10 protein-coding genes are annotated in these 11,285 nt (G+C 51.5%); 5 read left to right on the top strand and 5 right to left on the bottom strand.

The window, feature by feature from the left end; all coding sequences use genetic code 11:
• The first annotated feature begins 4 nt into the window (after positions 1–4).
• The 3 genes from BHAP_RS05950 (at position 5) to BHAP_RS05940 (ending at position 3,711) form a co-directional block, all read left to right on the top strand.
• Complete coding sequence (locus tag BHAP_RS05950; RefSeq protein WP_094729824.1) at positions 5–586, top strand: xanthine phosphoribosyltransferase; 582 nt, start codon at positions 5–7, stop codon at positions 584–586.
• Between the two features lie 80 nt (positions 587–666).
• Positions 667–2,022 carry a nucleobase:cation symporter-2 family protein gene (locus tag BHAP_RS05945; protein ID WP_094729823.1) on the top strand — a complete coding sequence of 452 codons (1,356 nt, stop codon included), beginning with the start codon at positions 667–669 and terminating at the stop codon, positions 2,020–2,022.
• Positions 2,023–2,229: 207 nt separating this feature from the next.
• Positions 2,230–3,711: an ATP-binding protein gene (locus BHAP_RS05940; protein ID WP_094729822.1), complete on the top strand. Its 1,482-nt coding sequence runs from the start codon at positions 2,230–2,232 to the stop codon at positions 3,709–3,711.
• Between the two features lie 9 nt (positions 3,712–3,720).
• Here BHAP_RS05940 and BHAP_RS05935 read toward each other — a convergent pair whose 3' ends face one another.
• The 3 genes from BHAP_RS05935 to BHAP_RS05925 are packed head-to-tail and all read right to left on the bottom strand — an operon-like array spanning position 3,721 to position 7,392.
• The gene (locus BHAP_RS05935) at positions 3,721–5,157 is read right to left on the bottom strand and encodes an ABC transporter permease (RefSeq protein WP_094729821.1); all 1,437 of its coding nucleotides are present in this window, start codon (positions 5,155–5,157) and stop codon (positions 3,721–3,723) included.
• Positions 5,144–6,406 (bottom strand): ABC transporter permease, encoded by a 1,263-nt coding sequence (locus BHAP_RS05930; protein WP_094729820.1) that lies wholly within the window; start codon positions 6,404–6,406, stop codon positions 5,144–5,146. Before BHAP_RS05930 ends, BHAP_RS05935 begins: the two co-directional genes overlap by 14 nt.
• A 41-nt stretch (positions 6,407–6,447) precedes the next feature.
• Positions 6,448–7,392 (bottom strand): ABC transporter ATP-binding protein, encoded by a 945-nt coding sequence (locus BHAP_RS05925; protein ID WP_094729819.1) that lies wholly within the window; start codon positions 7,390–7,392, stop codon positions 6,448–6,450.
• Between the two features lie 220 nt (positions 7,393–7,612).
• Here BHAP_RS05925 and BHAP_RS05920 point away from each other — a divergent pair, with 220 nt between their 5' ends.
• Positions 7,613–8,797 (top strand): sensor histidine kinase, encoded by a 1,185-nt coding sequence (locus BHAP_RS05920; RefSeq protein WP_094729818.1) that lies wholly within the window; start codon positions 7,613–7,615, stop codon positions 8,795–8,797.
• A gap of 11 nt (positions 8,798–8,808) precedes the next feature.
• On the top strand, positions 8,809–9,450 hold the full coding sequence (locus tag BHAP_RS05915; RefSeq protein ID WP_169713175.1) for a response regulator transcription factor: 642 nt from the start codon (positions 8,809–8,811) through the stop codon (positions 9,448–9,450).
• A gap of 17 nt (positions 9,451–9,467) precedes the next feature.
• On the opposite strand, the gene BHAP_RS05910 is transcribed toward BHAP_RS05915, so the two are convergent.
• Both BHAP_RS05910 and BHAP_RS05905 read right to left on the bottom strand, forming a co-directional pair.
• Entirely contained in the window at positions 9,468–10,091 is a 624-nt protein-coding gene (locus tag BHAP_RS05910; RefSeq protein WP_094729816.1) for a DUF47 domain-containing protein, read from the bottom strand.
• 43 nt (positions 10,092–10,134) lie between these two features.
• Positions 10,135–11,187 carry an inorganic phosphate transporter gene (locus BHAP_RS05905; RefSeq protein ID WP_094729815.1) on the bottom strand — a complete coding sequence of 351 codons (1,053 nt, stop codon included), beginning with the start codon at positions 11,185–11,187 and terminating at the stop codon, positions 10,135–10,137.
• Positions 11,188–11,285: the final 98 nt, after the last annotated feature.

The following is an 11,285-nucleotide window of genomic DNA, read 5'->3' as shown; positions in this document are numbered from 1 at the left end:
TGACATGCAGGAACTCGAAGAGCGCATCCGTAAGGAAGGAACCGTTAAAGAAGGCAACGTACTGAAAGTGGATGCCTTCCTCAACCACCAATGCGACGTGGCACTCTACGACGCTATGGGCAAGGCATGGGCCGAACATTTTGCAGGCAAACATATCACTAAAATTCTTACTATTGAAGCGTCTGGCATTGGCATAGCGTGCGTTGTGGCACGTCACTTTGGCAATGTACCGGTTGTGTTCGCAAAGAAAGCGCAGTCGATCAATCTCGATGGCGATCAGTATGTAACCACCGTGTACTCGTTCACAAAGCAGCGCGAATTTCCAGTGATCGTTTCGCGCAAATATCTTGGTCCTGACGATCATGTACTGCTTATCGATGATTTTCTAGCCAACGGTAAGGCGCTGCACGGACTGATCGATATTTGCAAGCATGCTGGTGCAACGATTGAAGGCATTGGTATTGCCGTGGAGAAGGGATTCCAAGGTGGCGGTGACCAATTGCGAGCGGAAGGTTACGACGTAGATTCGCTGGCAATTGTCGAGTCGATGGACCCGAAAACCGGTGCTATCGAGTTCCGTCACTGAGATTCACTGAAATACTGACGGCATAGCTCGAAAAGCATACGGTACGAGAGTAAGAGAGTATTTTAAGAGAGGGATTAACATTGTCTGAGCAGTCTGAGCACAAGCAGCCCGCAGGTGTTTCAGTTGAAGCACTGACGAGTCTTGACGCACCAGTGTCGTTCTGGCGAGGTATTCCATTCGGTTTGCAACATGTCATGGCGATGTTCGTTGCCAATCTTGCGCCGATTTTCATTGTCGCATCTGCTGCGAAAATGGACGCGCAACAGTCTGCGGCGATTATTCAAGCTGGCCTGTTGGTTGCCGGCCTTGGCACATGCTTGCAACTATATGGCGCGTGGCTTATCGGTTCAAGGTTGCCGATGGTTACCGGTATTTCATTCACATATGTAGCCGCTGCGGTTGCGATTAGCGCTGATAAAGGATATGGCGCTGTAGTTGGCGCGGTTATCGTCGGCGGTTTGCTTGAACTCGTGCTTGGATTGACTGCTCGGTATTGGCGCCGATTTGTGCCGCCGATTGTTTCAGCAATCGTGGTCACGTCGATCGGTTTTTCACTGCTGACGGTTGGCGCGGAAAGTTTTGGCGGAGGTTCAGGAGCGAAAGATTTCGGTAGCTGGCAGAATCTGACCCTCGGCTTGATTTCGTTGGTTGCTTGTCTCGCGTTCCAGCTGCTAATGAAAGGTACCGCTAAGCAGCTGTCTGTGTTGTTCGGTTTGGTTGTTGGTTATGTGGCCGCGATTGTTATGGGCAAGGTGGATTTTTCTGGGTTTTCTCACCTTGCGATCGTATCCGTACCGCAATTCATGCCGTTCAAACCGGTGTTTGACTGGGGTGCGATTATTTCGCTCGGCTTGCTGTATGTGGTTTCCTCAGTTGAGGTTCTTGGTGATACGGCTGCGCTGACCAAAGTTGGTTTGAACCGTCAGCCGACCGAACGCGAAACAGCTGGAGCGATTGCCGGTGATGGTTTGATTTCAAGCGTATCTGGCCTATTTGGATGCTTGCCGTTGACTTCGTTCGCACAAAATATTGGACTCGTCGCTATGACCAAGGTCGTCAACCGCAAGGTGATTCTATCGGGTGGTTTAATTCTGATACTGGCGAGCTTCGTGCCGGCTATTGCTGAGGTGTTTAATTCTTTGCCACAAGCAGTGCTCGGTGGCTGCACGATTATGATGTTCGGCAATATCATTCTCTCCGGGTTCCAAATGATCGCTGAGGCCGGTTTCTCGCAGCGCAATATTACGATCGCCGCACTGAGCCTGACCATCGGCATCGGTTTCACACAGGTGAGCGGCATTTTCGCTCAGTTCCCGGCTCTATTCCAGCAGATCTTCGCCTCGAACTGCATCGCCGTCGCCTTCGTTGTCGCCGTCATCCTCAACGCAGTCCTTCCAAGTGAGGAGCACTTTCTTGCTGCTCGCAGCGAGAAATAGATAGCACAGCCTCGCTGCGAGCAGCAAGAAATAAACAGCTCTATTGACTCCCTAGCTCCCCTTGTCCTGACAAGGGGAGCTATTTTTCGCTAAGGGCTAGTGAGTTTACGAACTTCTGATGCGGGATACTAACTCCATGATGAATTCTCGATGAACCGTCGGCGCGGCGTGATTTCGTGCGGCACAATGGTGCCAAGGAGGCGTGTCATGACCGACGACTACACCGAGAAAATGACCGAACTGATCGAACTCATGCGGCTGATCGGCAACGACACGCAACAGTGCGAGGTCAAAGAGTGTGCGCGCCGCATCTCGTCAACCATCACCGATACGCTGTCTGCTTTCTCTAACGGGTCGGGCGGCTGGATCATTCTCGGCTTGTCGGAGCGCAATGGGTTCACACCGGTCGAAGGGTTCAATGCGCGGGCTATGCAAGAATCATTGAGCCAAGCGTGCGAGAAAATGACGCCGGTAGTGCGCCCGACGATTGTGACCTGCCCGTTTGAAGGTGCCAATCTCGTGTTCGCACGAGTCAATGAAATGTTGCCGCGTGATAAACCTTGCTTTCTGACGGAACAAGGACCATATGGCGGCTCATATATTCGCACCGGTGACGGTGACCGTCATATGAACTCGTACGAGGTCGACCGTCTCATCGAGGAACATTTACAACCTACCTATGATCTCGATCTCGTGCCGCATGCGAGTGTTGACGATCTTGACCCCACTTTGACTGCCAGACTATTGGCACGCGTACGCGAGCAGCATCCGCATGTATTTGCGGATCGCAGTGATGAGGACGCATTACTCGATCTGCAAGTGTTGCGACACGACGATTCGGATACAGCAACCGTGGGTGGCGTGTTACGTCCGACTTTAGCTGGTCTGCTTACATTGGGCCGCTATCCGCAAAAGTATTATCCACGACTGTCCATTACGATCGCGGTGTTTCCCGGAACGAGTCGAGATGATGTGTTTCGCGGTGACGAACGACTGGTTGCATCGAAGTCGATTGTTGGTCCAATTCCGGTCATGATTAACGATGCTGTTGAATCGTTGATGCATTGGATTGGAGCCAAACGACCTGATTACCCACCGCTCGTATTGCGCGAGGCTATTGCGAACGCATTAACGCACCGTGATTATTCTCCTGATGCGCGTGGCACGCAAGTCACGATTAGTGTGTTCACCGACCGTATTGAGATCACGAATCCCGGTGGCTTGTATGGTACTGTCACTCATGATGTGCTTGCTCAAGCGCATCCTGTGGCAGGTATGCCGCTTCAGTCAACACGTAATCAGTTCCTGTTTACGTTACTTGAATCCACGCCGTATCCTGGCGGCGGATTCGTGAATCCTGAGGGCGGCGATGGTTATCAACGTATCGCTGCCGCGTTGCGCGAAGCAGGCATCGAACCTGCGACAACAGTCAACACGATTAACACATTCACGATGACCATCACCCGGCACCGCACCACCACGTCGGGCAATCCTAGCGATATCGCCAAGGCAATCACCACCGTGTTGGAACGCCATTCAGCCATGAGTCTCAAAGAGATTATCCGTGAACTGCAATTAACACCACTCGCCGCAACTTCCGGCATGCGTGAATTATTGCGTGAAGGTAGGGTCACCCGAGTGAGATTGGATGATGACCCTACCCAGCGGTACCGTCTCAAAGCAAGTTAGCTAGCAATCTCATACCACTTCGGCGAGTTGCGTTTGTGTGGATGTCACGAGTGTCGAACGTGTGCGGCGAATGCGTCCCACAGCCAGTCCGATGCAGATGAACGCTATACCGAACAGCATCACCAGTCCAACCGATGATGCCCAACTCATCACATCACTGCCCTGTTGCGACGCGGTTCCGATACCAAACGCATTGTCAATCGCCACGCAATACCACCAGCCTGGCAGCATATGACCGATCGCGAGCATCGGCGCAGGCATCATGTCCGGAGGGAAGGAAATACCGGATGTGAACATAATAAGTAAGCCGAACAAGTTAGCAAACCCGTTCGTCATGGTGTCGTTTAATCCGCATTCGCCGAGCATGAATCCGCACGCTACAGTCATCAACGCATACGCGCAGGCAGCCACAATAGTCATCGCTACACCGCTTAACGCAAGTTGAGACGGATTGAGCCCAGCAGCCAGCATGAGTCCCAGCGTAGCCAATACATATACTGCTACGACGATCACCGCGAACACACAGATGACAGCCAACCGTTCGAGGCCCATAACCGATGCACGTTGCGGGGACGCGAGCAAACGCCGTCGAGTTTCACCGGCGTTGAATACGCTTATTACCAGAGCCGTGCACACAGTCATCGCCAAGAACAGTGGGTAGAGCGCGGTTTTCATGGTCGTACCAAAACCGCGAGTAGCCAACGCAACCGTATCAGTATCCGCTGCAGTTTGATCACTGTGATCTACTGCGATTGCATGATTCGCGGTCTTGTCTCGAGCGACCGTTAGTACCTGTTGTGTGGCTTTCGCTACATCATCCAAACTGAGATGCTGTACTCGACCTTCCGGCAGCATGTCCAGCGTGTCCTGACCGCTCTGTTCATTCTGGCTTTGCTGATTATTTCCGTCAGCTGTTTGCCCGTCAACGCCGTTGTACTTGGCCTTCCAATCTTCCACGCTCACCGTCACGTTGTCACCAATCAGTGCAGTGCGAGTCATGGATAGGAATCCGCTCACGCTCATTGACGCCATCGAACCAACACCAGACGTATAACTCGTCACCGTCTCAACCTTAGGCAACGTTTCGTCCGAGGATACAGCGGCAATCAAACTATTCGCATAGCCGCTAGGAATGATCACAATAAGGTCCACCCAGTTCGAGGCGACCGCCTGCTGCAACGTCTGCGGCTCGTCAGCAAGATCAGTCACATCGTGACTCACTGACAGATACGAACGCATGGTATCGGCAATATGACCGCGGTCGGCGTCGCGATCAATAACAGCCACTGTCGCCCGTCCCGGCGTATACGTGTCGTTATCAGATGTCTGCCCAGTAAGCTGCGCACCGCTGATCGTAAACATCATAATGCCAATAAGTACTAGGTAGATAATGAGGTAGAGTCGGTGTGCAGCGAGCACACGCAGCGTTGCTTTACAGGTGTTCATAGCGTTGCTCCTTAAGCATGATGACACTTACGACGAGGAATATGGCACTCATGGTGAGTAGCACTCCACAAGTGTTGAGGAACGGGCGATAGCTGTCGTAGTACAGCAGCCCATAGAATAGGTTGGTCACCTGTTGAGCAGGATTGAGCAGAGCAAAGATCGGAACGTTGCGGGTAATCCAGTTGCTCAGTGACATTGCGAATCCTCCGTACAAACCGGAGAATAATGACAATGCACACGGAATAGCACTGGTCAAACCCATTTTCACGCCCTGTGGCAATTTCGGAATGGCGCCAATCATCGTGCCGAATGCACATGCCATGAACGAGGCAACTGCCACCGCGAGTACAGCCGCGGGTTCACGACCTCCAATCTCAATACCGCACACATATCGCACATAAGCCAACGCGATGAGAAGACTCACGCCTGAGCATAGCCAGCTGGCGAGGAATCCGGCCATCAGTTGCGTTACTCGATTCAACGGCGCAATCGAACGGCGCAACCCCAGTGCAGACAGATTTGCTTGCGCTGTAGTAACTGCGGAAATCGAATATCCCATCGCCATCAGGCAAGCCATGCCAAGCATTGCATAATAATACCGGGCCATTGCCTCTGGCTTGAAGTTCGTGAGTTGCACTTCGCGGGTCATACCGGTGACGTCACTCAGCGACGACCAGAACGCTCGACTAGTTGCAGCTTGAGAATTCTGTTCAAGCAGCTTGCGAGTCATCACGTCAGTTCGGTTATAGAGATCGATTGCTCCGCCGAGTGCAGCAATGGTGATGGCTTTGGCTGAACCAGACGACATGGTATCCCCGGCGCTACCAGCCACACCCGAAGCTAGTGTCAGCTCCAAGAGACCATCCTTGTCGACAAGCACGTAACCGTCTACAGTACCGTCTGCGAGCGCCTTGCGTGCCTGATCAATGGAGTCGACTGTTGTAGCGTTGATCAGTGTGGCGATGTGGTTGTTGGTTTGCTCGGGTTGAGATTGCCCGGATTGAGATTGTGTAGGCTGTGCGGATTTGTCAGACAGTGCGTCAATGAGCGCGCTTGCTCCTGCGGCTTGCTTCCAATTGTTGTTCTCTACGATGGCTAGTGGCATGGCTTGGACGTCGTAGCCTTTGGCGAGATTGCTGAACATGCCGGTGAATAGGGTGGCAAGTACTAGTGGGAAGACGATGAGCCAGAACAGTGATGCTTTGTTGCGTAGGTTCGTCTTCATGGTCATGATGAATGTGGACCACATGCGTGTTCTCCTTTCCCGGTTAGTGTTCCGGTTGTTCACGGTTAGTCGCGTAGCGCTTTGCCGGTCATTTCAAGGAAGACGTCGTTTAGCGTGGGCGGTTGGCTGGTGAGATGACCAACGTTTGCGCCAGCGCCGTGTAGTATTCCGAGGAGGTCTACGAGATTGTGGTCGCCGCGCCGGCAGCGTATGTTCAGTTCGCGGCCGTTGTATGTGGCTTCGATGACGAAGGCAAGGGCCCGAACGTTGTCAAGCGTTGTGTCGGTCAGGTCGAGTGTTTCGATGGTGATACGTTCGCCGGTGTCGATCATGGATTTGAGCTCGTCGGCGGTGCCGAGTGCGAGATGCTTGCCGTGATCCATGATGAGAATACGGTCGCAGATTTGTTCGACTTCTTCCATGTAGTGGCTGGTGTAGATTACGGTGGCGCCGGCTTTGTTGAGCTGTGTGATGCCTTCGAGGATGGCGTTTCGGCTTTGCGGGTCGACTGCTACGGTTGGTTCGTCGAAGAAGATGAGGTCCGGTTTGTGTGCGATGCCGCAGGCGATGTTAAGTCGTCTGAGAAGACCGCCGGAGAGTTTGCCGGGACGGAATGTACGGAAGTCTTGCAGTCCGACGAAAGCGATTGCTTCTTCGACGAGTGGCTCGCGTTCGGCTTTTTTGGGTACGTATAGTGAGCAAAAATAGTCGATGTTTTCGCTCACGGTGAGTTCGTTGAAGACGGCTACGTTTTGTGGCACGATGCCGATGCGGCGTTTCAGTGCGTACGAATTCGGGGTCATTGGTTGTCCGAATACACGAATGGTGCCGGCATCGTAAGTCAGTAGTGCGAGAATGCAGTTGATTGCAGTGGTTTTGCCGGAGCCGTTTGGTCCGAGCAGGCCAAAAATTTCACCGGTTTTCACGTCAAGATTGAAGTCGTCGAGGGCTATCATATCGCCGTATCGTTTGACCAGTTTCGATACAGTGACGGCCGATTCTGTCGTCATGTTCGCTCCTTTCCGTGCGATACTTCTATTGTCGACGTGTGTAAGCGGCTGTACTATAGCCGTTTGTCACTTTTTGCGGCCGATACGATGACATTTGTCACGAATACGGTGCTTACGATACTGTGTCGGCACGCTGGGCAAGGCGATGAGATTGTGTGCGCAAATCGCACGCATCCCGCCGACCGGCTACCATAATGCACAAAGGCGAGGGGGTGAATGCATGCGATCGCTGATAGATAAAACATTGCTGTTACTGTTGGCAATGGTACTGACGTTCCCGGATGACGTTAGTACGCTGATTGGCGTATTGACAGTGATTTCATGCTCATGCCTTGTTGAATGGCTGCTGTATCAAACCAACAAATACAGTTGTATAGCGTGGATACTGCTCATCATCATTATTATGGCGTGTATTCCGATCGGTTCATGGTGTGTACTGTTACCTGTGGTGGTGTATGACATGCCGCGTTTGCCCGTGCGCAATGAGATTGCATTTGCTCCACTGTTGATGTGGATTGCGCGTTGTATATGGGTTTTGCCGCTCATGTGGCATGGTATAACCGCGTTTGATCGTACGATCGTAGTGATTGCAGTTGTCACTGTGATTAGCTTCGCGTGGGGATCATCATCCCACGATACTGCGCAGTTTCGTCATGAATTACGTCGTGTGCAAGATCACGCACGTACATTAGCCCGTACGTCACGTCGTAGCAAAGCAGAGTTCGAGGAGGAACGCGCGCAGTCGGTGCGTATGGCCACGCTCAATGAGCGTACTCGTATTGCGCGTGAGATTCATGATAATGTTGGACATCTGTTAACACGCGCGATTATGCAAGCGCAAGCTGGTAAGGCTGTGGCTGATGCGACTGGAGATGAGACAGCAGCACATGAGTTTGCTGCGTTGACAGATACTGCTTCTGCCGCGATGACGATGGTACGTCGTTCTGTGCACGATTTGGCAGATGATGGTACTGATTTTGCTGCGCAAATCGAAGATGCGGTACGCTCAGTTGGTAGTGCGTCACCTGATTTTGCAGTAACGCTTTCTAATGAAGTATCTGACGCTCCTGCCGCGGTCGCTCGATGCTTTTCGATGGTGATTCGAGAATCATTATCGAACGTGGTTCGGCATAGTGGAGCAACGTCAGCAAGTGTAACGATCCGTGAATTTCCTGCATTATGGCAATTAGTTGTGCAAGATCCTGGTCCTGCACGGCACGATGATCGGCAGCAGATTGACGACGATGATGCGATGCGTGGCATGGGTCTTGCGGATATTGACAGTCGAGTGCGAGCCCTTGCCGGTATGGCTTCTTGCGGCCCGTATGATGGAGGTTGGCGTGTGTTTGTGACTGTGCCAAAACATCGCCAAGATACATCATTGAACGGCGGTAATAATGGTTAAAGGGGATAATCATGAGAACAGCAATCGTAGATGATGATTCAATCGTATGCCAGTCACTGCAAACTATTCTGACTGCAACTAGTACTGCAAATGTGATCTGGACTGCCAACGATGGGGACACGGCTGTACGTCAGTATTTTGCTTCACCATCAAGTCGGCCTGATGTGCTGCTTATTGATATTCAAATGCCTGGTACGAACGGTCTTGATGCGGCGCGAGCAATTCTTGCGCAAGACCCCGCTGCACGTATTTTATTTCTCACAACGTTTGCTGACCGAGCATATATTGCGCAAGCCATTGATCTCGGCGCGAAAGGCTATCTCATCAAACAGGATGTTGCTTCAGTCGCTCCAGCATTACAGGCAGTGATGGCTGGGCAAATCGTACTCGGCGCTGACGTATTAGATAAACTCGCTCGGCACGATGACACGACGATCAGTCATGACACCGATCCGCAAGTATTTGATATTCTCAGTGAGCGTGATCGTGCAATCGCATCACTTGTCGCGCAAGGACTCGATAACCGAGATATTGCGACCACGCTCTACTTAAGCGAAGGTACCGTACGGAACCGTATCAGCAGTATGTTAGATAAGCTGGGACTGACAAATCGTACGCAACTCGCTATTCTATGGATCAATACTCACCGATAGTTCATTGCAGCAATATGTCAGCTGTTCTTCATCACAATACTGTCAACAGTATTGGCAACACGTTCGCAGTCATCAGCACACTGCTCAAGATGACGATACACGTCATGCCATGCAAACACTTGCAAAGCATCATTACTAGTAGTGTGCAAAGTGCGCATCGCCGTGATGAACATATGGTCCGCGTCTGTTTCAATCGTGTTGATTGAAAACACGCGTTCTCTCAATGATGCGGAACGTTTGAACTTGGGTAGCTCACTCATGAGTTCTTTGATTTGTTCACAGGCTCGCACGATCATATCCGTCATTTCGATCGCATCTTGACGCATAACGGTCACGTTGTCATAATACAGACGGTCGAGCACGCCTTCGATACTGTCAGTCACATCGTCAAGTACGTAGCTTAACTGAGCAATGTCTTCACGGTCAAAAGGCGTAATGAATGCAGTGACTAACTCATCCATCATCTCGTGCCGTACTTCATCAGCCGCTTGCTCAATGCGATGCATAGCATCCATTCGTTCACGCAACAGAGCAGGATCATAGTCATGCATAGTATCGTGAAGCAAACGAGCTGCTTCACACGCGCAATGAGCACTACGAGCGAACCCGTTGAAATAAAATGAATCATTTTTTCGTGTCATGGGTATCCTCCTTACACGTATCAGTACGGTTAGATCAGTACGGTTAGAACACGAGCATGAACAGTTTGGCCATAACGAAGCTGATCATGCCACACCCGGGAAAAGTGAATACCCATGTGAGCATCATGTCGCGTACTACAGCAAAATTGATGGCGGACAATCGACGTACGGCGCCGACTCCCATGATGGCGCTGGTTTTAGTATGTGTGGTAGAAACTGGTATGCCTAGGACCGTCATTACTAACAGGCACAGGGCGCTGGAAAGATCAGCAGAAAATCCTTGATATTTCTCCAGTTTGACCATGTCCATGCCAACAGATTTGATAATCCGCTCTCCCCCGACCGACGTGCCGACGCCCATAATGATGCTGCAGAGAATCATGAGCCACAACGGAATGATCACGTTGGCGACAGATGATTGTCCCGCACAAAATGCCATGCCGAGAAAGAGCACGCCGATAAACTTTTGTCCATCTTGCGCACCATGCATAAAACTCATGGCTGCGGCTCCAACCACTTGCGCATAGGTGAAAAATCCGTTGGCACGTCTGCGGTCAAGATTCGCGCACAATAGAGTGACCGCTTTACACACTATCCAACCCATGCCGAACCCGATGACAAGGCTTGCGACTAAGCCATAGAGTACTTTAACCCACTCGCCTATGTTGATGCCTTCCATACCGCCTTGTATGGCAATAGCAGCACCGGAAAGACCCGCGATAAGACTGTGACTTTCCGACGTGGGAATGCCCAGCAACGAAGCTCCAACGCTATAGATAACAATGGAGAATAACGCTGCGCACAATGCGATGAGTGCCGCATGGGTATCACCGCCGAAGTCAACCATATTTGAAATGGTCGAAGCAACTGACGCATTAAGCTGCGTCATAATAAGCACGCCAAGAAAATTGAATATCGCCGCCATAATAACCGCTGAGCGCACGCGCATGCATCGCGTTGTCACACAAGTTGCGATGGCGTTAGGCGCATCAGTCCATCCGTTGACAAAGATGACGCCGAGCGTTAGCAACGTTGTTACAGCTAACGCTGGGTTGGTAAGCACCTGTTGGATGAAATACGACAAGGACACGTCCAATGCGGATCAGTTCCTTCTTCTTCGAGGGCGAGCAACAACGATTCTGATTGTAGTCGAACCATTGACTACGTAGTTATTGTCATCGTGCCGTGTCGTAT

Source organism: Bifidobacterium hapali, from assembly GCF_002259755.1.
Lineage (GTDB): Bacteria > Actinomycetota > Actinomycetes > Actinomycetales > Bifidobacteriaceae > Bifidobacterium > Bifidobacterium hapali.
This window is presented reverse-complemented; position numbering and strand designations above follow the sequence as displayed.

What these genes read in the sequence shown, in the direction of transcription:
- BHAP_RS05910 (WP_094729816.1), bottom strand. Translation starts at nt 10,091, where the DNA reads ATGACACGAAAAAATGATTCATTTTATTTCAACGGGTTCGCTCGTAGT.
- BHAP_RS05915 (WP_169713175.1), top strand. Translation starts at nt 8,809, where the DNA reads ATGAGAACAGCAATCGTAGATGATGATTCAATCGTATGCCAGTCACTG.
- BHAP_RS05950 (WP_094729824.1), top strand. Translation starts at nt 5, where the DNA reads ATGCAGGAACTCGAAGAGCGCATCCGTAAGGAAGGAACCGTTAAAGAA.
- BHAP_RS05925 (WP_094729819.1), bottom strand. Translation starts at nt 7,392, where the DNA reads ATGACGACAGAATCGGCCGTCACTGTATCGAAACTGGTCAAACGATAC.
- BHAP_RS05935 (WP_094729821.1), bottom strand. Translation starts at nt 5,157, where the DNA reads ATGAACACCTGTAAAGCAACGCTGCGTGTGCTCGCTGCACACCGACTC.
- BHAP_RS05930 (WP_094729820.1), bottom strand. Translation starts at nt 6,406, where the DNA reads ATGTGGTCCACATTCATCATGACCATGAAGACGAACCTACGCAACAAA.
- BHAP_RS05940 (WP_094729822.1), top strand. Translation starts at nt 2,230, where the DNA reads ATGACCGACGACTACACCGAGAAAATGACCGAACTGATCGAACTCATG.
- BHAP_RS05920 (WP_094729818.1), top strand. Translation starts at nt 7,613, where the DNA reads ATGCGATCGCTGATAGATAAAACATTGCTGTTACTGTTGGCAATGGTA.